Annotated in this window: 18 protein-coding genes and 1 tRNA gene; 3 read left to right on the top strand and 16 right to left on the bottom strand. The window is 63.8% G+C overall.

Annotated elements, in window-relative coordinates; genetic code table 11:
- Positions 1–571: 571 nt before the first annotated feature.
- Both JQ641_RS06725 and JQ641_RS06720 read right to left on the bottom strand, forming a co-directional pair.
- Positions 572–1,063 carry an anthrone oxygenase family protein gene (locus tag JQ641_RS06725; protein ID WP_211995194.1) on the bottom strand — a complete coding sequence of 164 codons (492 nt, stop codon included), beginning with the start codon at positions 1,061–1,063 and terminating at the stop codon, positions 572–574.
- A complete protein-coding gene (locus JQ641_RS06720) occupies positions 1,060–1,881 on the bottom strand; it encodes an NmrA family NAD(P)-binding protein (protein WP_211995192.1) in 822 nt (273 codons plus the stop codon). The genes JQ641_RS06725 and JQ641_RS06720 overlap by 4 nt, the downstream gene beginning before the upstream one ends.
- A 104-nt stretch (positions 1,882–1,985) precedes the next feature.
- Between JQ641_RS06720 and JQ641_RS06715 the strand changes: the two genes are divergently transcribed.
- Positions 1,986–2,642 (top strand): TetR/AcrR family transcriptional regulator, encoded by a 657-nt coding sequence (locus tag JQ641_RS06715; protein WP_211995190.1) that lies wholly within the window; start codon positions 1,986–1,988, stop codon positions 2,640–2,642.
- A gap of 64 nt (positions 2,643–2,706) precedes the next feature.
- Here JQ641_RS06715 and JQ641_RS06710 read toward each other — a convergent pair whose 3' ends face one another.
- The 3 genes from JQ641_RS06710 to JQ641_RS06700 all read right to left on the bottom strand — a co-directional run bounded on the left by JQ641_RS06710 (position 2,707) and on the right by JQ641_RS06700 (position 4,725).
- Positions 2,707–3,090: a YbaN family protein gene (locus JQ641_RS06710; RefSeq protein WP_211995188.1), complete on the bottom strand. Its 384-nt coding sequence runs from the start codon at positions 3,088–3,090 to the stop codon at positions 2,707–2,709.
- Positions 3,091–3,429: 339 nt separating this feature from the next.
- Positions 3,430–4,356, bottom strand: coding sequence for an SDR family oxidoreductase (locus tag JQ641_RS06705; RefSeq protein ID WP_211995186.1), 927 nt, complete (start codon positions 4,354–4,356; stop codon positions 3,430–3,432).
- 111 nt (positions 4,357–4,467) lie between these two features.
- Entirely contained in the window at positions 4,468–4,725 is a 258-nt protein-coding gene (locus JQ641_RS06700; protein WP_211995184.1) for a hypothetical protein, read from the bottom strand.
- 252 nt (positions 4,726–4,977) lie between these two features.
- Here JQ641_RS06700 and JQ641_RS06695 point away from each other — a divergent pair, with 252 nt between their 5' ends.
- Positions 4,978–5,157 (top strand): hypothetical protein, encoded by a 180-nt coding sequence (locus JQ641_RS06695; RefSeq protein ID WP_192735848.1) that lies wholly within the window; start codon positions 4,978–4,980, stop codon positions 5,155–5,157.
- Positions 5,158–5,231: 74 nt separating this feature from the next.
- On the opposite strand, the gene JQ641_RS06690 is transcribed toward JQ641_RS06695, so the two are convergent.
- The 8 genes from JQ641_RS06690 to JQ641_RS06655 form a co-directional block, all read right to left on the bottom strand.
- Positions 5,232–5,305 (bottom strand) — tRNA-Cys (locus tag JQ641_RS06690).
- A 124-nt stretch (positions 5,306–5,429) separates the two neighbouring features.
- Entirely contained in the window at positions 5,430–7,262 is a 1,833-nt protein-coding gene (locus JQ641_RS06685; protein ID WP_211995182.1) for a carbamoyltransferase family protein, read from the bottom strand.
- Positions 7,263–7,267: 5 nt separating this feature from the next.
- The gene (locus JQ641_RS06680; protein ID WP_211995180.1) at positions 7,268–7,687 is read right to left on the bottom strand and encodes an SxtJ family membrane protein; all 420 of its coding nucleotides are present in this window, start codon (positions 7,685–7,687) and stop codon (positions 7,268–7,270) included.
- A gap of 80 nt (positions 7,688–7,767) precedes the next feature.
- Entirely contained in the window at positions 7,768–8,514 is a 747-nt protein-coding gene (locus tag JQ641_RS06675; protein WP_211995178.1) for a tRNA-uridine aminocarboxypropyltransferase, read from the bottom strand.
- 58 nt (positions 8,515–8,572) lie between these two features.
- The gene (locus JQ641_RS06670) at positions 8,573–11,686 is read right to left on the bottom strand and encodes an efflux RND transporter permease subunit (protein ID WP_211995177.1); all 3,114 of its coding nucleotides are present in this window, start codon (positions 11,684–11,686) and stop codon (positions 8,573–8,575) included.
- Positions 11,686–14,832 carry an efflux RND transporter permease subunit gene (locus tag JQ641_RS06665; RefSeq protein WP_211995174.1) on the bottom strand — a complete coding sequence of 1,049 codons (3,147 nt, stop codon included), beginning with the start codon at positions 14,830–14,832 and terminating at the stop codon, positions 11,686–11,688. The genes JQ641_RS06670 and JQ641_RS06665 overlap by 1 nt, the downstream gene beginning before the upstream one ends.
- A gap of 10 nt (positions 14,833–14,842) precedes the next feature.
- The gene (locus tag JQ641_RS06660) at positions 14,843–16,282 is read right to left on the bottom strand and encodes an efflux RND transporter periplasmic adaptor subunit (protein WP_211995171.1); all 1,440 of its coding nucleotides are present in this window, start codon (positions 16,280–16,282) and stop codon (positions 14,843–14,845) included.
- A complete protein-coding gene (locus tag JQ641_RS06655) occupies positions 16,272–17,756 on the bottom strand; it encodes an efflux transporter outer membrane subunit (protein WP_211995273.1) in 1,485 nt (494 codons plus the stop codon). The genes JQ641_RS06660 and JQ641_RS06655 overlap by 11 nt, the downstream gene beginning before the upstream one ends.
- Before the next feature lie 715 nt (positions 17,757–18,471).
- Between JQ641_RS06655 and JQ641_RS06650 the strand changes: the two genes are divergently transcribed.
- The gene (locus JQ641_RS06650; protein ID WP_211995169.1) at positions 18,472–19,512 is read left to right on the top strand and encodes a cysteine synthase A; all 1,041 of its coding nucleotides are present in this window, start codon (positions 18,472–18,474) and stop codon (positions 19,510–19,512) included.
- A gap of 123 nt (positions 19,513–19,635) precedes the next feature.
- Here the strand turns inward: JQ641_RS06650 and JQ641_RS06645 are convergent, their stop codons facing one another.
- From JQ641_RS06645 to JQ641_RS06635, 3 genes are read right to left on the bottom strand one after another with little or no spacing between them, the layout of a single operon-like run.
- On the bottom strand, positions 19,636–20,379 hold the full coding sequence (locus tag JQ641_RS06645) for an amino acid ABC transporter ATP-binding protein (RefSeq protein ID WP_192735833.1): 744 nt from the start codon (positions 20,377–20,379) through the stop codon (positions 19,636–19,638).
- 10 nt (positions 20,380–20,389) lie between these two features.
- Positions 20,390–21,913, bottom strand: a complete 1,524-nt coding sequence (locus tag JQ641_RS06640) for an amino acid ABC transporter permease (protein ID WP_192735832.1) — start codon at positions 21,911–21,913, stop codon at positions 20,390–20,392.
- The gene (locus JQ641_RS06635; RefSeq protein WP_211995166.1) at positions 21,913–23,115 is read right to left on the bottom strand and encodes an amino acid ABC transporter permease; all 1,203 of its coding nucleotides are present in this window, start codon (positions 23,113–23,115) and stop codon (positions 21,913–21,915) included. The genes JQ641_RS06640 and JQ641_RS06635 overlap by 1 nt, the downstream gene beginning before the upstream one ends.
- Positions 23,116–23,131 lie beyond the last annotated feature (16 nt).

The raw sequence follows: 23,131 nt of genomic DNA, 5'->3' as shown, positions 1-23,131 counted from the left end.
CTTAAGGCTTTCGCAGGCACAAACCGACGGTCGGGGCCGTCCCGCATTTGGCGCCGTCAGCGGCACCGCCACCCGGGCAGAACACCGACACCAACGTTTCCGTAGATTCGCAGCTTACCGACCCGTCGGCCTGAACGGCTCGAACGCTGACGCCTGCGTCACCCTTGGGACCTGCGTCACCTTTGGGGCCCGGCTCACCCTTGGGGCCGAGCTCGCCCTTTGGACCCGCCTCGCCCTTGGGACCCGGCGCGCCCTGGGGGCCTTGGGGTCCTTGTGCGCCGGGCTGGCCCTGCGCTCCCGCGATACCCTGCACGCCTTGTGCCCCTTGAGGCCCGGCCGGCCCCTGCGGACCTGCATCGCCCTTAGGCCCGGGATCCTTGCCGCATGCGCCAAGTGCCAGAGCCAAACCAATCGCGAGTATCGGGAAAATCCTCATGCGACGCCCCCCTGCTATTTCCGCCGTCAATGGCGGTTGCCAACATTATGCCTCCAACCATGTCGAAGCTCCAGAGACTTGACGACCGTCCAAAGGTCGCATGAACGCCGCGGCGCACTGATGGCGCGTGTCGCCCTATCTCACCGCGATCGCCCAGATGAACAGCGCACAAGCCGCGGTGGATGCAATCGTCCGGACATGATTCCACAGCGTCCAGTCGGTCAGATAGCGCGCCCATAGCGGTGCGGCCTCGGTACTTGCGGGATCGACGGCGGCCAGCGCGTTGTTCAAGGGCACGTTGAAGACGGCTGTGCATACGAACATGCCGATCACATAGAGCACGCCGCCGGCCAGCATCGCGATCGCGCCCGGCTCGCCCCAGCGAAGCAGGCCAGCAACCGCCAAAAGCAGGCTCGCAAGCGTGGTCCCAAGAAACAGCGGCATGAACAGCGACTGCACGATCACGGCGTTGATCGCGTTCATCGCCGTGATGCCTGCCACCTGACCGATGCGGCCGAGCGCGGTCATGATGAACGTCGAGAAGGCGAAGTAGAGTCCCGCGATCAAGCCGCAGCCGATCGCGGCAAACCACAGCAATCCGGTGATAACAGATTGAAGCACGGTCATGCCCTCCAGACCCCGGTCATAGCGACCCTGCGGGCATAATCGGCGAAATCGCGGGGCGGACGGCCGAGCGCCTGCTCGACGCCATCGGCAATGCGGCTGTTGCGCCCGTCGAGCACGACGGTGAAGAGTTCGTCCATGAGAGCGACGATCTCTTCAGGGACGAACGGCCGCATGCCGGCGGCAAACGCTTCCGGCGAGATCTGCCGGTAGCCGATCGGCCGGCCGGCGGCGGTTGATATCTCGGCCACGGCTTGTGCAAAAGTGAGCGCGCGCGGGCCGGTCACTTCATAGAGCTTGCCGGCGTGACGCTCGTCGCCAAGCGCCGCCACCACCACGTCGGCGATATCGTCGGCGTCGATGAAGGGTTCAAGCACTGCGCCCGCCGGCAACGCGACCTCGCCCGCCTTGACGCCGTCGATCAGATAGCCTTCCGAGAAATTCTGGTTGAACCAGCTGGCGCGGACGATGGTCCATGGCACGCCGGAGGCCTGCAACGCCGCCTCGGCGCGTTGCGCGCCAGGCTCGCCGCGGCCCGACAGCAGCATGAGGCGCTGCAGGCCGTTTTTGCGCGCGAGCCGGCTGAGTTCGGTGATGGCTTCGGTCGATCCCTCCACCGCCAGATCCGGCTGGTAGGTGACATAGGCGCTGGATACGCCATCCAGCGCGGCAGGCCAGGTCTGCGGATCATTCCAGTCGAACGGCACGGAAGTGGAACGTGAAACCGGGCGCGTGGCTACGCCTTGCGCCTGCAGCAGCGCGGCAACGCGCGCGCCGGTCTTGCCCGTACCGCCAATGATCAGGATCGGGAGTTGCGACATCGAAATTCCCTCTTCATTAAACACGAGGATATCTCGCATTTGTCAAATGCGATAAACTCTCGTATTAAGTTGGTCAAGGGCTTTTTTGAGCGGGGTGGTGGTGGATGGCGGCGAAGAAGAAAACCGGACCGGGTCAGGCCGAAGCTGGCGCGCAAGGCCTGGCGCGGCTGGTTCCGACGCAGCAGCGCAGCCGGGAGCGGTTCGAGCGCATCCTTGAAAGTGCGGCGGAAATCATGGCCGAGAAGGGCAGCGAAGCGTTCCGGATGAGCGACATTGTCGAGCGCACCGGCGTGGCCTTCGGCTCGCTCTATCAGTACTTCCCCGACAAGACCGCGATCATCGGCACGCTGGCGGAACGCTACAACGCCGTTGGCCGAGATTGCGTCCGCCGCGATCTGGCGTCGGTCAAGAGCGCCCGGGACCTGCATCCGGCCCTCTGTCGTATTGTCGACAGCTACTACCAGATGTTCAACAACGAACCTGTCATGCGCGACATCTGGCAAGCCACCCAGGCCGACCGGGCGCTGCAAAAACTCGACGAGGAAGACGGCGCTTATCTCGCCGGTCTGCTCGACGAGGCGCTGCGGCGGATCGCGCCGAACGCGCCCTCACCTGCGCTGGTGTCGTTCTCACAGCTGATCATGACGCTGATTGCAGCCACCGTGCGCCACGCAATCGCGCTGGAACCGAAGCAAGCCACGCGCATGCTGACGCTGTTCAAGCGGATGCTGCCGAAGAATTTGGCGGCGCTGGATATCTGACCACGGTCAGCGACCTGCTCCCGCCATGGACGGGATAGTGGTCTTCACTGCTTCCGTCCTTGAACTATTCCGGCCGCCGCCAGACGTAGACGAGGACGCCGATCATGATTGCGGCCACGATGGCCTGAAGCGGCCGGGAGTCCGTTTCCAGAAAGATCAGCGAAAAGCTCGCGATCATGCTGATCGTGATGATCCACTTCGCTCCGCGAGGGATTGCGCCCGACGATTGCCAGTTCTTGATCAACTTGCCGAAACGCGGATGTGTCGTCAGCCAAATCTCCATCTTGGGCGACGATCGCGAAAAGCAGGCCGTTGCCAGCACCAGAAAGACGATACCGGGAATCAGCGGCACAACCAGCGCGACGATACCTATCGCCAGGCAGAGACAACCAAGCGTAAAGTAGAGCGGGCGTTGCCAGGGTGGTTTCAGGGAAGCGGTGGTTTCCACTCGATATCCTCAAGCTGCCGTACAGACGGTTTTGACCGCCGCGAAGAGCCGTACCGCATAAAGGCCCTGCTCACGCGAGTCCAGCGAAGACGCCTTGCGACCGTCGAACGGGGAAATCAACCCTAACAATCGGGACGTTGACCATCATTTACTGCTCGAACACCGCCGCGCATGCCGGGCTCAAGCTACCCTTCTGCCGGCGCAGGCAGGCGGTGATGGCGCGCGCGTTGGGGATTTCGCCGGCGCACAGGCGGTAGACGTCGGGCGTGCAGGCCCGGCGCGGGAGATGTGAGTGCCGATCGCGCCCAAGTCAGAAAATAGCAAGTCAGTAATGGCAAGTCAGCGATAGCTGGTCACGTTGGCGGGCCGGCCGGCGTCCTGGACCTCGACGACGTATCGCCACGCATCGGGCCTACTGCCGTCGAGATCGGTAAATCCGTAGATTGTTGCCAGTTCGCCGCTCGACAGCGATTTTCCGTTCCAGCGTGCCACGTCGGGATCGCCGGCAAGTGCGGCGACGGCGCGGCCGACGAAGGCCGGGCTCTCCGATATCGCAAAGTGCGGCTGGACCTTGGTGGCATCGCGCCAGTTCGCTTCAGTGACGCGGTAGGCATCGAGCATGGCTTCCGAGCGCAGCCAGCCCGGCGTCAGCGCAACAGCCGTTCCACCGTGCGGCGCCAGTTCATGGGCTAAAGCGAAGGCCATGCGGTTCACCGCCGCCTTGGCCAGATCGTAGAAGAACGAGACCCGGTAATTCGTTGCGTTGTAGGCGTCGGTACCGTCAGTCATCTCGACCACCAATCCACCGCGCGTCTTGATCAACAAAGGCGCGGCGAAATGGCTGGTGATGGCGTGGGTATCGATGGCGAGGCGGAGCGTACGCAGGCCATAGTCGAGCGAGGATTCCCACACCGGCTTGTTCCACTCCATCCTGGTGGCGCCCCAGATGTCGTTCACCAGGATATGCAAGGCGCCGTGCTCGAATGCGATGCGATCGACCAGGCCCTGAACCTGTGTGGGTTCGAGATGATCGACCTGAACCGCGATGCCGTGGCCACCGGCCGCATTCACCAGATCGGCGGTTTCCTCGATCGTCTCCGGCCGGTTCATTTCCGACGGCGCCTGCCGCGTCGTGCGCCCGGTCACGTAGACCGTCGCTCCGGCCGCCCCCAATTGAACGGCAATGCCGCGGCCGGCGCCGCGGGTGGCGCCTGCGACCAGCGCGACCTTGCCCGCAAGCGGGCCCTTCAATCCAGTGACTTTCATGGACGGCATCGCTCCCTGAATGCGAAGTTTTCATCACATCTAAGGAAATGATCCCGCTTCGTAAAGGGAACGGGCGCCGCGCCCTGGGGTCCGGCGCAACAGCTTGACCGGCTACTGCTCGAACGCCGCCGCACATGCCGGGCTCAGGCTTCCCTTCTGCCGGCGCAGGCAGGTGGTGATGGCGCGCGCATTGGGGATTTCACCGGCGCACAGGCGGTAGACGTCGGGCGTGCAGGCCCGGCGTTGCTCGGGCGTGCCCTGCTGGGCGTTAGCCGACCCTGCTGCGAACAGCGCGAGGAGCATTCCAACCATCGAAGCGCGGCGGACCCGGCTGCGTACCGCTCCAACACGCGCCACGTGCGTCTTCATGTCCGCATCTCCCTAGTCGGGCCCGGCTTGACAGCACGGACGTCATCCGACGAATACGCGGAACAATTTTTGTGGAATGTGATTTTTCTCACACTTTGTGCCGGGCGTTCGGGTCTACCGTGCCCCTCGGGGAATCAACCATTTACTAACTACGTTTGCCGCGACTGGCCGATCGATAAAATTGGATCGATCCGTTCAATCTGGAAACAAACCGGTTTTGAGAACGTGCGCTCTGCAACCCCGGAGAGCGCGATGAGCGAAGTTGAGTTCGACCTATTGCTGGACGCCGTGAAAACGGCCATTGCGCCCATACCGGAGGATGATTTCGTGGCCCAGACCCTGCCCTTTCGTCGAACGCCGCGCCCCGCCAACGACAACCGCGCCCCCTGGCCGCTGGTTCCGTTTCCTGAAGGCTGGTACGCCTCCTGCTAAGCGCCTGGACCTGACGACGGCCTGAAGTTCGTCCGGCCTCTCATATAATCGACCTAAGTTATTGATTATATGGATGGAGGCCACGACCAGAATTGAACTGGTGTACACGGTTTTGCAGACCGTTGCGTAACCACTCCGCCACGTGGCCCCATCGGGGCGGATCAATACAGCCCGCCAATGGGTTAGGCAACCTTCCTCGTTTCCCCATCGACAAAGTTCTGCAACTCCAAATCCGTGGATTTCCGAAACGCGCGATCCGCCTCGCTGTTCGATCAGTCGAGGTCGAACGCATTCTTGTAGTCGAGCTTCAGCGACGCCGGCTGGTCTTCCTTGAGCAGGAAGCAATTGCCGACCACCAGCACTTCGATATCGCTGCCCATGAAGCAGCGGAAGGCGTCTTCCGGCGTGCACACGATCGGCTCGCCGCGGACATTGAAGCTGGTGTTGACCAGCACCGGACACCCGGTTTCGGCCTTGAAGGCCGTCAGCAGCGCATGAAAGCGCGCATTGGTGTCGGCATGCACGGTCTGTATCCGCGCCGAATAATCCACGTGCGTGACGGCCGGTATGTCCGAGCGCGGGACATTGAGCCGCTCGATGCCGAACAGCTTTTCATCACCGGGATTGGTGGGCCGGCGGTGCTTCCTCAGCACATCGGCGACGATCTGCATGTACGGACTGTCGCCGTCGAGTTCGAACCATTCGGCGACATCCTCGCGCAACACGGCCGGTGCGAAGGGACGAAAACTTTCACGGAATTTGACCCGCAGGTTGAGCGAGCTCTGCATCCTCGGTGACCGGGGATCGCCGAGGATCGACCGCGCTCCAAGCGCGCGCGGGCCGAATTCCATCCGTCCCTGGAACCAGCCGATCGCTTTCTCCGCAACCAGCGCTTTGACGGTGCTTTCGATCAGCGCGTCTTCGGTGAGCGCCGTGAACACCGCCCCTGCCTGCGCCAGGCGCTGTTCGATCTCGGCTTGCGCGAATGACGGCCCGAGATAGCCGCCCGCCATGGCATCGCCGACGGGCGTCGCCCGCGGCTTGCCGGCAAATTGATAATACGCCGCCAACGCCGCGCCGACCGCGCCGCCGGCGTCGCCCGCGGCGGGTTGCACCCATAGGTTCTTGAAGGTGCGCTCACGCAGGATTTTTCCGTTGGCGACGCAGTTCAGCGCCACGCCGCCAGCCAGACACAGATTCTCCGATTGCCCCTCGCGCGCCAGACTGCGGGTCAGCCGCAGCACGATCTCTTCCGTCACCTGCTGAACGGAAGCGGCCAGATCCATGTGGCGCTGGTCGAGGCGCTCGGACGGCTCGCGCGGCTTGCCGCCGAACAGTCTGTCGAACCGCCCGTTGGTCATGGTCAGGCCGGTGCAATAATCGAAATATTGCAGATCGAGCCGGAAGCTGCCGTCCTCCTTGAGGTCGACGAGATGGTCGAGGATCAGTTTGGTATATTTCGGCTCGCCGTAGGGCGCGAGGCCCATCACCTTGTACTCGCCGGAATTGACCCTGAAGCCGGTGTAATAGGTGAAGGCCGAATAAAGCAGCCCCACCGAGTGCGGGAAATTGATCTCGCGCGTCAGGTCGAGCGCATTGTCCCTGCCGTAGCCGGCCGACGTCGTCGTCCATTCGCCGACGCCGTCCAGCGTCAGGATCGCGGACTCGGCAAACGGCGAGGCAAAGAACGCCGAAGCCGCGTGGCTCTGGTGATGATCGGCGAACAGCAGTTTCGCTTCCCAATCGATGCCGCCGTCGATCGCGAGGAGATGGTCGCGGAGCACGCGTTTTTGGAACAGCTTCTCCTTTAGCCAGACCGGTATCGCCTTCCGGAACGACTGAAAGCCGCGCGGTGCGAATGCAAGGTAAGTCTCGAGCAGGCGTTCGAATTTGAGGAACGGTTTTTCGTAGAACACGACGTGGTCGAGTTCGCTTGCGCTGATGCCCGCTGCCGACAGGCAATAACGGATCGCGGCGGCCGGAAAATTCGGGTCGTGCTTCCTGCGCGTGAAACGCTCTTCCTGTGCAGCGGCGACGATCTTGCCGTCCACCAGCAGAGCCGCGGCGCTGTCGTGGTAGAATGCCGAGATGCCGAGGATGCGCACGGACCCTAGAACTGCTGCCGCATGGATTGCGATGGTGGTCGCGGATCGGAGCGCGGCAGCCAATAGGTCGGCGATGAACGATCCCTTGCGAGGTTGAGGAAATCCTTGCCGAACAAGCGCATGGCCAGCCCAATCGGCAGGATCGTGCCAAAGAAAAGCAAGGCCATGATGACGGGGTTGACCACGCGGTACATCAGAAGCCCGAGCTTCAGCCATGCCCGGTTGGCGAGGTTCAGGGTTTGCGGCCGCCACAGGGTCAGGCCTGCAAACACCGCGGCGGCGCCCAGCCAGAACGGCGCATGAGACGAACCCTGGTACAGACCGTAACCGCCGATCAGCGCAAAAACCGCGGCCATCGTGAACCCGAAATTGCGGTCGCTTGGCCCGACGACAACCTCGTCATGTTGTGACTCAAGCGATTGCATCGGTACTTTCCGCTGACGTTTTCCGCTTTGGCGACAGGCAACCGGGCGGTTCGACCGATCGCTCGCAACCATCGCTAGCATTATTTGGCGCGGGCTTTAACCCCTTTGCGGCGGCGGTAGTCGCGCTTCTTCGGCTTGGGTGCGATTTCCGGCATGGTGGTCTGAACCTCGCGATATCGCGTCAGCAGCCGTTCGAAACTGCCGTTGAGCGTCTCGGCGATGTCGGGCCGCTTCTCCAGCCCCGCCAGCAGCATCGCCGCGGCCTCGATCGTGGAGAGCCCGTCGGCACGCGGCTCCTTGCGGAGCTTTCCATAGCGCGAGGCGCGCTTGGGCCCAAGAATCACCCGCTGGCATTTCAGCATCCACGCGTTGCGCCACCACAGTGCCTTGGCCTGGCTCCAGGTGCCGTCGAGCAGCACGATGCCCTCGATATCGCCGAGGATGGCGCGCTGATGCGGTTCGATCTCGCCCTTGCGGTTGATCGCGACGATTTCGTTCTCGGTGTCGAGCTCGCTGACCTTGGCGGAACCAAGATACAGCACCGCCCAGCGCGAGGGATCGTCAACCGGCCGCCCCAACGCCTTGGAGAGGCTCGGCCAGGACAATCCGATCTTGAGCACGGCGTCGCCAAAATGGAGCGCCGTCAGGCGCGCCGTACCCAGCGTCCGGTCCTGTTCCTGCGGATGCTGCAGGATCAGGAGAGAAACCTTGTTCTCGATCGGCGTGATGCTGTCACAGATGCACAGAGGCAGCGGTTTGCCGCAATCGGCGCACTCCGGCACTTCTTCTGCATCGGGTGTGGCCTTGGCTTCGGATTGTTTTGACATCCGCCCGCTATACGCTGCGCCGCCCACCCCATCAACAATTCAGGGCCGATCCTTCCGATTATTCCGCCGGCGCCTGGATTGCGGCCGGTTCGGACCACCGCCGCCGCAACCGGTCGATCAGGAGGTAGATCACGGGTGTCGTGTACAAAGTGAGGATCTGGGACACGAACAATCCCCCGATGATGGTGATTCCGAGCGGCCGGCGCAGCTCGGTGCCCGGGCCGGTCGCGATCACCAATGGAATGCCCGCGAACAGCGCCGCCAGCGTCGTCATCAGGATCGGCCGGAACCGGGCGGTGCAGGCCTCGAAGATCGCGTCCGCCGACGACAGGCCGCGGTGGCGCTCGGCGTCGAGCGCGAAATCCACCATCATGATGCCGTTCTTCTTGACGATCCCGATCAGCAGAATGATGCCGACAAAGGCGATCACGGTCAGCGGCGTGTTGGTCACCTGCAGCGCGAGCAGCGCGCCGAGCCCCGCCGAAGGCAGCGTCGAGATGATGGTCAGGGGATGGGCGAGGCTCTCATAGAGCACGCCGAGCACGATATACATCGCCACCAGCGCGCCGAGGATCAGCAGCGGCTGCCGGCCGCTGGTCTTGTTGAAGTCGCCGGCATTGCCGTCGAAACTGCCGCGGATGCCCTCCGGCATGTGCAGTTCGTCGACCGCGCGCTGGATGTTGGTGGTCGCGACCTCGAGCGGCACGTTGGGCAGCAGGTTGAACGACACCGTCGTCGAGGGGAACGACTGCGAGTGATAGACCGCCAGCGGCGACAGGCCGCGCTGATAGCGCACGACGGCCGACAGCGGCACCTGTGCGTCGTTGGCGCCGGCGACGAAGATGCGTTCGAGGTTCGACGGATCGGCCTGGAATTTCGGGTCGATCTCCAGCACCACCATGTACTGGTTGCGCTGGGTGTAGATGATCGAAATCTGCCGCTGCGCGAACGCGTTGTTCAAGGCGTTGTCGATGTCCTGGACGCGAACACCCAAGCTCGACGCCGTCTTGCGGTCGATCACCAATGACAATTGCAACCCGCCGGGATCGCGGTCAGAGGACACGTCGGTAATGCCCTCGACGGTCTCCATGCGCTTGCCAACGATGGGGGCCCATTTCTGCAGCAGATCGAGATCGGTGCTCGACAGCGTGTATTGATAATCGGAATCACTCTGCCGTCCGCCGGTCCGGATATCCTGGGCGGCGAACATGAACAGGCGGATGCCCGCGACGCGGTAGAGCGCCCGGCGCAGGCGATCGATTACATCGGAAGTCGACTGCCCCGCCCGCTCCTCCGGCGGCTTCAGGCTGATGAACATGGTGCCGCGGTTGGAGCCGCCGCCACCGGGTCCGCCGCCGCTGCCAAGCGAGGAGCCGATCCCGGCGACCGCAGGGTCAGCCATGACGATATCGGCCAATTGCTGTTGCAGGCCGAGCATGGCCTGAAACGAGATGTCGGGGGATGCACGGGTCGACCCGATGATGAAGCCGCTGTCGTCGGTCGGGAAATAGCCCTTCGGCGTCTTGATGTAGAGCGTCACCGTTAATGCGATGGTGGCAAAGAACACGACCAGGGTAAGATACGGAAACTCCAGCACCCGGCGCAGCGTCCAGGTGTAGAACGACACGGTGCGCGACAGCGTGCCCTCGACCAGCCGGTCGAACCAGGTGGCGCGATCGGAAGTCGCTTCCTTGATGAAATGCGCGCAAATCATCGGGGTGACCGTGAGCGAGACTACGGTCGACACCACGATGGCAAAGGTCAGCGTCAGGGAGAATTCGCGCAGCAGCCGCCCGACGATCCCGTCCATGAAGATCAGCGGCGTAAAGGCCGCGATCAGCGACAGGCTGATCGACAGCACGGTAAAGCCGATCTGCTTGGCGCCTTCCAGTGCCGCGGCGAGCGGCGCCATGCCCTGCTCGAGATTGCGGTACATGTTCTCGATCATCACGATGGCGTCGTCGACCACGAAGCCGACCGAAATCGCCAGCGCCATCAGCGACAGATTGTCGATCGAGAAACCGGCAAGCCACATTCCGGCGCAGGTGCCGGCCAGCGCCAGCGGCACCGAGACGCCGGCCGCAATCGTCGGCGTCAGCCGCCGCAGGAACGCGAACACCACCACCATGACCAGGAACGCAGTCGCCAGCAGCGTAAACTGCATGTCGAGCACGCTGGCGCGGATGGTGCCGGTGCGGTCGACCAGCGTCGAAATCTCGACACCGCCCGGCAGCCATTGCTGCAATTCCGGCAGCAGCGCCCTCACCCGGTCCACGGTATCGATGACGTTGGCGTCGCCCTGCTTGGTGATCTGGATCAGCACCGCCGGCTGCTTGTTGAACCAGGCGATCGAGCGGCTGTTGCGGACGGAGTCTTCCACCTCCGCCACGTCGGAGAGGCGGACGAAATTGCCTCCCGAGCTCTTGATGATGATGTCGCGGAATTCGGCCGCCGTGCGCATCTGCTTGTTGGTCGAAATCGTCTCGCTCTGGCGGCCGCCGTTGAAGATCCCGACCGGGCCGAGCGGGTTGGAATTGACGATCGCCAGCCGGACGTCGTCGGTCGCGATCCCGGCGTTGGAAAGCGCGACCGGGTTGAGCGCGATCCGTACCGCGGGCTGATCTGCGCCGCTGACGGTGACTTCGCCCACCCCCGGGACCTGCGAGATGCGCTGCGCGATCACGGTATCGGCGACGTCGTACATCGCGCTCGTCGTCAGCGTCTTCGAGGTCAGCGCCAGCACGAACACTGGTGCGGCGGACGGGTTGGCCTTGCGGAACCGCGGCAGTGACGGCAGGTCGCTCGGCAGATCCGCCAGCGAGGCGTTGATCGCCGCCTGCACGTCACGCGCGGCGCGGTCGATGTTGCGGCCGATCGCGAACTGCAACTGGATGCTGGTGGTGCCGAGCGAACTGGTCGAGGTGATCTGGTCGATGCCCGAGATTTGCCCGAGCCGCCGCTCCAACGGGGCCGCAACCGTCGACGCCATGATCGAAGGGTCGGCGCCCGGGCGCGTGGCGGAAACCCGGATCGACGGAAAGTCGACGTTGGGAACCGCCGACACCGGCAGAAACACGTAGGCGACGACCCCGACCAGAAAGAGCCCGATCGCCAGCAGCGTGGTGCCTACCGGCCTGCGGATGAAGGGCTCCGAAATCGAGATCGATGCCATTACTGCATCCCCTCGGTGGCGCCGGCGACCGGCGGCCCGGCAGGCCCCGGCTTCGGCACCGCCTTGTCGATTTTGCGGTTGAGCCGGTCGAGCGCCAGATAGATCACGGGCGTGGTGTAGAGCGTCAGCAACTGGCTCAGCAGCAAACCGCCGATGATCGAGACGCCGAGCGGGAAACGCAATTCCGCGCCGGTGCCGCTTTCGAGCGCCAGCGGCAGCGCGCCGAACAGGGCGGCCAGCGTCGTCATCATGATCGGGCGGAAGCGCAACAGGCAGGCCTGCACGATCGCTTCGTGCGCGGACATGCCCTTGTGGCGCTCCGCCTCAAGGGCAAAGTCGATCATCATGATCGCGTTTTTCTTGACGATGCCCATCAGCAGGATGATGCCGATCAGCCCGATCACCGACAGGTCCTGGCCGCACAGCATCAAGGCCAGGATGGCGCCGATGCCGGCCGAGGGCAGCGTCGAGAGAATGGTGATCGGGTGGATGTAGCTCTCATAGAGCACGCCGAGCACGATGTAGATGGTGACCAGCGCAGCCAGGATCAGCCATGGCTGCCCGGCCAGCGACTTTGCAAATTCGGCCGCGTCGCCGGCATAGACGCCGACGATGCTGCCGGGCATGCCGATGCGGGTTTCGATCGACTTGACCGCCTCGACGGCGTCGCCGAGCGATTCGCCCGGCGCCAGGTTGAAGCTGAGCGAGATGGCGGGGAATTGCGCGTGATGCGAAATCGCCAGCGGCGCGGTGGTGCGCGTCAGCGTCGCAATCGCCGAGATCGGCACCTGCCCGGCCGGGCTTCCCGGCGTCGCCGACGCGCCCGGCACGTAGAGTTTCGAGAGGATCGATGGGTCGCGCTGATACATCGGCAAGGCTTCCAGCACCACGCGGTACTGGTTGGCCTGGCCGTAGATGGTCGAGATCTGCCGCTGCGCAAAGGCGTCGTTCAACGTGTCGGTGACGACCTGCAGGCTGACGCCGAGCTGGCCGGCTCGCTGGCGGTCGATGTCGAGCGCGGCGCGCAAGCCGCCCTCCTGCGCTTCTGACGAGACGTCGCGGAACAACGGATCCCGCCGCATTTCGGCGACGAGCCTGTTGGCCCATTTGGTCACTTCGGCGGAATCGGTGCCGGTCAGCGTGTACTGGTATTGCGAGCGGCTCGACTGGGTCGAGATCTGCACATCCTGCACCGGCTGGAAATAGATGGTCATGCCGGGGATCGAGGCCGTGCGCTGCTTCAGCCGGTTGACCACGACCATGATGTCGTCGTGCCGCTCGCCGCGCGGGCGCAGCGTCATCACCAGCCGGCCGACATTGGTGGTCGGATTGACCGAGCCTGCGCCGATCACGGAGACCACGCCGACGACATCCGGATCGGCCTGGATCGCTGATGCCGCCGCCATCTGCCGGCTTTGCATCTCGGCAAAGGAAACGTCGGGCCCGGCCTCGGTCACCGCCGTGATCGAAGCCGTGTCCTGCAGCGGCAAAAACCCCTTCGGCGCGACCACGTACATGACCAGGGTCGCGACGATGGTGAGGAACGTCACGGCGAGCGTGGCGCGCTGGCGCTGCAGCACCCACAGCAGCGTGCGGTGATAGAGTTCGACCGTGCGATCGATGAAGCGGCTGACGGCGGCGAGCCCCGGAACGGCGTATTCCTCGTGGACGTTCTTGAGCAGCCGCGAACACATCATCGGCGTCAGCGTCAGCGAGACGACCGCCGACGTCACCACCGCGATCGTCAGCGTCAGCGCGAACTCGCGGAACATGCGGCCGACCAGGCCGGACATGAACAATAGCGGGATGAACACCGCGATCAGCGACACCGTCAGCGAAATCACCGTGAAGCCGATCTCGCTGGCGCCCTTCAGCGAGGCCTCCATGACCGACTCGCCGTCCTCCATGTGGCGGACGATGTTCTCGATCATCACAATGGCATCGTCGACCACGAAGCCGGTGCCGATCGTGAGCGCCATCAGCGACAGGTTGTCGAGGCTGAAGCCCGCGAAATACATGATCCCGAAGCTCGTGATCAGCGACAGCGGCAGCGCCACACCCGCAATCAGCGTGGCGCGCAGCGAGCGCAGGAACAACAGCACGACCAGGGTTACCAGCACCACTGAAAGGATCAGCGTGAACTGCACGTCATGCACGGAAGCGCGGATGGTGACGGTGCGGTCGCTGACGATGGTCAGCTTGACGCCCGCCGGGATCGCGCGCTGTACCTTGGGAATTTCCTCGCGGATCTGGCGCACCACCTCGATCACATTGGCGCCGGGCTGCCGCTGGATGTCGATGATGACGGCCGGCGTGCCCTGATACCAGCCGCCGGTACGATCGTTCTCCAGCCCGTCGATGATGATGGCGACGTCGCCGATCGTGACCGGTGCGCCGTTGCGATAGGCGATGATGATCGGCTTGTAGGCGTCCGCCGCCGCGATCTGGTCGTTGGCGGCGATGGTGTAGGCTTGCTGCGCGCCGTCCAGCGATCCCTTCGGGCCCGAGACGTTGGCCCCGGCAATGGCGGCGCGCAGGTCCTCCATCGCAATGCCGTAGGCAGCGAGCCGCGCCAGATCGGCCTGCACCCGGATTGCAGGCTTCAGCCCGCCGAGCACCGCGACGCGGCCGACGCCGGAAATCTGGCTGAGCCGCTGTCCCAAAATCGTGTCGGCGATGTCGCTCATCGCGCGCAGCGAAATGGTCTCCGACGTCAGCGCCAGCGTCAAGACCGGCGCATCCGCCGGGTTGACCTTGGCGTAGGTCGGTGGGTACGGCAGGTTTTTCGGCAGGATGCCGGCCGCCGCGTTGATCGCGGCCTGCACGTCCTGGGTGGCGCCGTCGATGTCGCGGTTGAGATCGAACTGCAGCGATATCTGGCTGACGCCGAACGAGCTGGTCGATTGCATCGACGACAGCGACGGGATCTGGCCGAGCTGACGTTCCAGCGGCGCCGTGATCAGCGACGCCACCACGTCGGGGCTGGCGCCGGGCAGTTGCGTCGTGACCTGCACGGTCGGGAAATCAACCTGCGGCAGCGCCGACACCGGCAACGCCCAATAGCCGAGCGCGCCGCCGATCAACAGCGCGATCCCGAGCAACGAGGTCGCGATCGGCCGGCGGATGAACGGTTCGGAGACGCTCATGGTTGCGTCCTCATGGCTGCGATTTCGCAGGCCCGCCCGACTGTTGGCCGGCCGGTGCCGGCCCGGTCTGTCCTTTTTGATCGCCCTCGCCGCGTTCGCGCCTGCCGCGGTGTTCGCCGTCTTTGGCTTGACCTTCCTTGGCCTGGCCTTCTTTGGCTTGGCCGCTCTGACCGCCCTGACCGCCCTTGCCGTCGGGGCTGCGGCTGCGCTTGCGCGGCGCGAGGTCGGCGGTCGGCGCCCGGTCATCGGTGCCGATCAGAACCTTGGCGCCATCGGACAGGTTGGCAAAGCCCGTGGTGACCACGCGGTCGGAGGTCGAAAGCCCGCTCGCGATCACGGCATCGTGCTCGTTCTGCTGCGTCACCACGACAGGCTTGGCGGTTGCGATATCGCCAGGGCCGATCACGTAGCTGAACGTTCCGGCGGGACCGCGCTGGACCGCCGAAGTCGGCACCACGATCGCCTTGTCGAGCGTTTCGACCTTCAGGCGCACATTGACGAATTGTCCCGGCCAGAGCTGGAATTTGGCGTTGGGAAATTCCGCCTTGAGTTTCAGCGTTCCCGTCGTCGGATCGACCTGGTTGTCGATGCCTTTCAGCGTGCCGGTGTCGACCACGGTGACGCCATCATTGCCGAACACGTCGACGGCGAGTACGCCCTTGGCGGCGGCGGCATTGACCCGCACGATCTGTTGCTGCGGCAGGCTGAACTGTACCGCGATCGGCTGCAGCTGGGTGATGATGACGAGACCGGTCGCATCCACCGCCTTGATGATGTTGCCCTGGTCGACCTGGCGCAGGCCGGCGCGTCCCGACAGGGGTGCGGTGATCTTGGTGTAACCGAGGGTGGCTTGCGCATTGTCGATCGCGGCCTGGTCGGCCTTCACAAGTGCTTCCTGCTGGGCCACCAAGGCGCGCTGCGTATCGGCCTGCTGCTTCGATCCGGCGTTGGACGCCGCGAGCTGCTGGTAGCGGGCGAGATCGAGCTTCTGGTTGGCGAGCTGGGCTTCGTCCTGCGCCTTCTTGGCAACCGCCTGATCATATTGCGCCTGATAGATCACCGGATCGATTTCGCCCAGCACGTCGCCCTTCTTGACGTCCTGGCCTTCGGTGAAGTTCACCGAGATCAACTTGCCGTCGACCTGGGCGCGCACGAGAACGTTGTTCAGCGCGCGGACGGAGCCGACGCCATCGAGATAGACCGGCACGTCCTGGATGCGCGGCGTCGCCGCCAGCACCGGCACCGGAAGATCGAGACGCGCGCCGCCGCGGCCACCGCCGCCGCCGTTCGGTTTGGGCTGAAACGCGTACCAGCCGATGTAAGCCAGACCGCCGAGGATCACGAGCGTCACGGCCAGCGAGACCATGCGCTTGAGCACGCGCGACCAGAAACCCGGCTTGCGCACTTCCGGGGGTTTGGTGTCTTCCTCTGACTCCGGCTTAAAGAGCATCGACCGGCCTTTCCATCCTAGGCTCCCAGCCGCCCCCCAGCGCCTGATACAGGCTGACGATCGCGAGCAGCCGGGCCAATTGGGCCTGCGACAGCGAATCTTCCGCCTGGAATAACGTCAATTGCGTATTTAGCACAGTTACGATGTCGGCAGTTCCGGCCCGCAATTGCTGCTCGGACAGTTGAAACGCCCGCCGCGAGGACGCCACCACCTCGCGCTGCAACCGCAGCCGCTCCGTGGTCTGGCGGATCGACATCAACGCATTGTCGACATCGGCAAAGGCCTGCACCACCGTCTTGCGGTAGGTCTGCAGCAGTTCATCCTGCCGGGCCTTGGTGAGTTCGAAATTGCCCAGAATCCTGCCGCCGTCGAAGATCGGCTGGGTCAGGCTGCCGACCATGCTGAAGAACGCGGCGTGCGGCTGAAACAGCGACGTCAGCGCGGAGCTCTGATAGCCACCCTGCCCGGTCAGTTGAATGCTCGGGAAAAACTGCGCACGGGCGTTGCCGACATTGGCGGTGGCGGATGCCAGCTGCGCTTCCTGGCGCCTGATGTCGGGGCGTTGCGTCAGGAGCTCCGACGGCAGTCCGGGCGTAACGCGGGGCGAGGCTATCTGGTTCAGCGTGCCGCCGATGACGCGCACCGATTCCGGTGGCCGCGATACCAGGGTCGCCAGCGCGTTGATGTTCTGGTCGAGCGTTTGCCGCAGCGGCGGCACCAGCGCGCGCTGGTTGGCCACGACGGTTTCCTGCTGGGCGACGTCGAGGTCGTTCCCGGTGCCGGCCTGCAGCCGCTGCTTGATCGCATCGAGGATGCGGATCGCGCTGGCGATATTGCGCTCTGCGGTGCGAATCCGGTCCTGCGCCGCGAGCACCTGGAAATAGGCGTTGGCAACCGTGGTCAGCGTGGTCAGTGCGATGACGTCGCGGTCGAAGCGGTTGGCAACGGCGGTCTCTTCCGCCGCCTGGGCGGCGTCGCGATTCTTGCCCCAGAAATCGAGTTCATAGCTGGCGCTGAGCGAGGACGAATAATTGACGACCTCGCGGCCGCCATTGGTCAGGCCGCTCGCGCTCGAGCCGGAGGTGCGGGAATAGCTTTCCGAACCGGAGCCGCTCAGATTCGGCAGCAACGCCGCGCCGGTAATCCGGGCCTGCGCATCGGCCTGCACGAAGCGCGCGGTGGCGGCGGCGATGTCCAGATTGACGGTCTGGGCCTCTTCCATCAGCGTCGTCAGCTCCCGCGAGCGGAAACCGCGCCACCAGTCGAGCGTCGGCGGTGCGTCCTGCGGCTTGGTCAGGCGGGCGGCCTTGTAGCCTTCGGGGACGTCGAGCGCGGGATCAGGCAGATCCTTGGTCAGGATGCAGCCCGCGGAACTGGCGACCAGCCCGAGCACCGCGACTGAGCGCGCAAAGCGGCTCACCCGGCGACTTGCACCTGGAAAGCGCGCCCGCCAGTCTTCAGCCACAGTCCCCATTATTCGCTGGGTCACACCCGTTCTCCACGGGACAAATTCCAGCGTGGCCCGCGATGAACGTTTGTTTGGGTAGTCTGCGACACGTTCACGGGGGTGATGCTTCCGTTGGAACCGAGCGCTCATACTAGCCTTGCGATCAGGGCGCGGACAGTCCCGGACCATCCAGACGATCGCTTGCGCCAGCGCGCCAATCGGCGATCAAAAATGCAAGTTAGCCTTATTTCATCGGCCTTGGACGCGGTCAGGATGATGCCGGACCGGCGAAACCTTACGAAGATTTCACGGGTTTTTTCCCCATTCCCACGGCCCGAATCCGTCTGCGCGGGTGAAAACGCGCCTGCGGCCGATTCGAAATCCCGGGAACCCCGGCGTAGCCGTCCCCACACCGTCCATGATCGCGAATCTTGCGCCGGCGAACACGTCATCATCGACGATGAGAACTTGTCGCCTGCTTCAGCAACCATCAGCAACCATTCGGCGTTCCCGCCATCCGCGAGCGCATTTCCGGGCAAGATTATGCCAAGGCGCCCGCGATCTGGCGAAGCAATTTCCGCGCCCTGGCCGAACCTGATGCCCGTCAGGGAAATATCGAGGCGCGTCAGGTGGTGTTCGCAAATCCGGATGACCGGCTGCGACTTAAGCGCTGGCTTGTATGCCCAGCGGCGGTCCTTTAGGGTTCGCTCAACGAATAGGCAAAGCAAACCGGCAATTCCAAATGACCTTCAACAAAGACGTCATCGAAGCGATTGGCAACACGCCGCTCATCAAGCTCAAGCACGCTTCCGAAGCGACCGGCTGCACCATTCTCGGCAAGGCTGAATTCATGAATCCCGGCCAGTCGGTGAAGGACCGCGCCGGCAAATGGATGATCCTGGAAGCCGAGAAGCGCGGCGATCTCAAGCCCGGCGGCCTGGTTCTGGAAGCGACCGCGGGCAATACCGGTATCGGTCTTGCCGTCGTGGCGAGCGCGCGTGGGTACCGGACGATGATTCTGATCCCGGAAACCCAGAGCCAGGAAAAGAAGGACATGCTGCGGCTATGCGGCGCGGAACTGATCGAAGTGCCGCAGCTGCCCTACTCCAATCCGAACAACTACCAGCATCTCGGACGACGGCTCGCCGCCCAGCTGCGCAAGAGCGAGCCGAACGGCGTGCTGTTCGCCGACCAGTGGAACAACCTCGATAACGCCAAGGCGCACTACGAATCGACCGGCCCCGAGATCTGGCAGCAGACCGGCGGCAAGATCGACGGCTTCATCTGCTCGGTCGGCACCGGCGGCACGCTGGCCGGCACCAGCCGCTATCTGAAGGAGAAGCATCCGGGCATCGTCAACGCCTGCGCCGATCCGCACGGCTTTGCGATGTACGAGCTGTTCAAGAACGGCACCGCCAAATCGACCCCGGGAGACTCGATCACCGAAGGTATCGGGCTCGGGCGCGTCACGCCGGTCATCGAGACCGCAAAGGTCGACGACGCGTTCCTGATTTCGGACGAGGAAGCCGTAAAGGTGATCTACGACCTGACCGAGCACGAGGGCCTCTGCCTCGGCGGTTCGACCGGCGTGAACATCGCAGGTGCGATCCGGCTCGCCAAGCAGCTTGGGCCCGGCAAGACCATCGTGACCATCCTTGCCGATTCCGGCGGCCGCTATCAGTCCAAGCTGTTCAATCCGGCTTTCATGCGTGCGAAGAATTTGCCGGTGCCGGAATGGCTGGAGAAGCGCCCGAAGGTCGATCTGCCGTTCGAGAAGGTGTGAGGCGGCAGATGCCAAACCCTCATGGTGAGGAGCGCGGTTTCGCGCGTCTCGAACCATGAGGCCCGTGGCCCATCCTTCGAGACGGCGCTTTGCGCCTCCTCAGGATGAGGTCGCTGGGTTCGGCTAATGCCGCAAGATCTGGCTGAGGAACAGCTTCGTCCGCGCATGCTGCGGGTTAGCAAAGAATTCCTGAGGCGTGTTGGATTCGATCACCTGGCCGGCGTCCATGAACACGACGCGATTGGCGACTTCGCGCGCAAATCCCATTTCGTGCGTGACGACCAGCATGGTCATGCCTTCATTGGCGAGATCGACCATGGTGTCGAGCACTTCCTTGACCATTTCCGGATCGAGCGCCGAGGTCGGCTCGTCGAACAGCATGACCTTGGGGTTCATGGTCAGCGCGCGGGCGATCGCCACGCGCTGCTGCTGACCGCCTGACATCTGCCCCGGATATTTGTTGGCCTGGTGCGGGATCTTGACCCGCTCCAGATATTTCATCGCGGTCGCCTCGGCGTCCTTCTTGGGGATATTGCGCACCCAGATCGGCGCCAGCGTGCAGTTCTCCAGCACGGTCAAATGCGGAAACAGGTTGAAGCTCTGGAACACCATGCCGACTTCGCGCCTGACTTCGTCGACACGCCGCAAATTGGGGCCGAGTTCGATGCCCTCGACGACGATCTCACCTTCCTGGAATTCCTCCAGCGCATTGATGCAGCGGATCAGCGTCGACTTGCCCGAACCCGAGGGACCGCAAATGACGATGCGCTCGCCCTTGGCGACACCGAGGTTGATGTCACGCAGGACGTGAAAATCCCCGTACCATTTGTTGAGCGCCTTGATGCCGACGATCTGATCTGTGCTCATGCCCGTTCACTCAATTGCGGCGATGCGCGTTCAGCCTGTTCTCGACGAACAGCGAATAGCGCGACATGCCAAAGCAGAAGATGAAGTAAATGATCCCGGTGAACGCAAAGCCGGTGAATAGTGTCGTCGGCGTCGCCCAGTTTGGATCGGAAAACGACGCGCGCAACGATCCCAACAGATCGAACAGCGCGACGATCGAAACCAGCGAGGTGTCCTTGAACAGGCCGATGAAACTGTTGACGAGGCTCGGGATGACGTGGCGCAACGCCTGCGGCATCACGATGAGCCCGGTGGTCTTGGCCCAAGACAGGCCGAGCGCGCTTGCCGCCTCGCCCTGCCCGCGCGGGATCGCCGCCAGGCCGCCCCGGATGTTTTCCGCCTGATAGGCGCCGGTGAACAGCGCGATCCCGATCAGGGCGCGCACCAATCCGTCGATGGTGAACCCGGTCGGAACGAACAGCGGCAACATATAGGTTGCGAAGAACAGCACCGTGATCAGCGGAACGCCGCGCCAGAACTCGATGAAGGCGATCGAGAAAATCCGGATCAGCGGTATCGACGAGCGCCGGCCGAGCGCGAGCGCAACGCCGATCGGCATCGATGCGACGATGCCGGTGACCGCCACCACCAGTGTGACCAGCAACCCGCCCCACAGCCGCGTATCGACCACCGGCAAGCCGCCACGGTCCAGTCCCATGACCGCGATGACGATGCCAATGCCGGCGAAGGTCGCAAGGCAGGTGATCAGCGGACGGGAGCCCGCGCGCAAGCCGCCAGTGAACCAGAACACCAGGGCGCAGACGATGATGGTGGTCAAAGCAAAATCGGCCCACAGCGGACTGCCGAAAGCCTGAACCTGATCGCGCAGCCAGGTCAGCGGCAACAGCAGCCACGAAACCATCGTCGAGAGCAGCACGATCAGTTGACCGAGCAGCCAAAGCAGCGGTCCGATCACCGCCGTCGCCCCGCCCGCAGCCGCCAGCTTGCGCCCGCTGTCGCCGATGCTGTCGTTGAACCCCGACAAAAGCCCGGCGGTCCAGCTGACACCGAGGCCGCGCAATCCGCCGCCATGCAGCAGGAAGAACGCGATGACGGGCAATGCGATGAAGAACAGTCCGGCGTTGAGGCCCTTGGCCGGCGCCTTTGGAATCAGCAGCGGCAACAGCAGGATCGCGGCCATGAGGAAGACCAGATTGACCCGCCAGCGCTCCGGCTCCGGATAGAAGCCGTAGATGAACTGACCGATTTTCGCCTGAATGAACGGCCAGCAGGCGCCAACCACGTCTCCGGCGTTCTTGGCGAGGCACGCGGTGCGGTCGTTGCCGGTCCAGACCGCATCGATCAGCACGAATCTCAGCGCGGGCACGGCGATGAACCAGAGCAGCAGCGCGCTGACGATGGTGATCAGGATGTTGGTCGGCGAATTGAACAGCCGCGTGCGCAGGAAGCCGATAAAGCCGGTGGTCTTGATCGGTGCCGGACGCTCGCCGACGAGTTCGCCGCGCACGAAAACGGATGGTGTGGTCTCGCTCATCACCCCATACTCCGGCCGATACGCCATCCGTAGAAACTCATGATCGCGCTCGTGACCAGCGAGATCACGAGGTAGACGCCCATGGTGATGCCGATGATTTCGATCGCCTGCCCGGTCTGGCTCAGCGTGGTGCCGGCAAACACCGAGACCAGGTCCGGATAGCCGATCGCCACCGCCAGCGTGGAGTTCTTGGTCAAGTTCAAATACTGGTTGGTCAGCGGCGGCAGGATCACGCGCAAGGCCTGCGGGATCACGATCAGCCGCAGCACCGAGCCGCGCTGCAGCCCGAGCGAGGAGCCGGCTTCCATCTGTCCCTTGTGAACGGACAAGATACCGGCGCGCACGATCTCGGCGATGAAGGCGGCGGTGTAGGTCGACAGCGCCAGTGTCAGGGCGACGAATTCCGGAATGACCCGTGAGCCACCGGAAAAGTTGAAGCCCTTCAGGGCCGGTATTTCAAACTTTACGGGCGCGCCGAAGATTTGCGTCGCGAGGAGCGGAAGAACGATCACCAGGCCCAGCGCATAGGGCCAGACCTTGATCACCTTGCCGCTCTCGAACAGCAGACGCCGGGAATAGCGCCACAACGCGATCGCAACGACGATCGCGATCAGCAACGCGATGACGAACGGTTCGAAACCCGGCTCGCCGATCGGCTTGGGGATGACCAAGCCGCGATTACTGAGAAAGAACGTGTCGAGCACCGAGATGCTCTGCCTGGGATTGGGCAGCGCAGCGAGCACCGCCAGATACCAGAACAGGATCTGGAACAGCAGCGGCAGGTTGCGGATCAGCTCGACATAGCCGCCGGCGATGCGCGACAGCAGCCAGTTCGGCGACAGGCGGCCGAGCGCCACCAGGAAACCAATCACGGTGGCGAAGAAGATTCCGATCACCGAGACCAGCAGCGTATTGAGCAGGCCGACCAGGAAGACGCGGATGTAATTGTCGGACCCCGAATACGCAATCAGGTTCTGACTGACGTCAAAACCTGCCGTGTTGACCATGAAGCCGAAGCCCGCGGTGATCCGCTGCGCCTGCAGATTGGCGCGGGCATTGGCGACGATCTCGTAGGCGATCCAGGCCAGGGCGGCGACGAACACGAGCTGGATGACAAAACCGCTCCAGCCCGCGCTGCCACCAAGCGCCCTCTGCAGTTTTGGGAGCAACTGCGACGGTGGTTTTCGGGGTTCGATGGCCATCGCCGCAGCCCTCCGC

The sequence above is a fragment of the Bradyrhizobium sp. JYMT SZCCT0180 genome (assembly GCF_018130165.1).
Taxonomy (GTDB): Bacteria; Pseudomonadota; Alphaproteobacteria; order Rhizobiales; family Xanthobacteraceae; genus Bradyrhizobium.
Note: the sequence above shows the minus strand (reverse complement) of the source record. Positions and strands in the feature narration are given on the sequence as shown.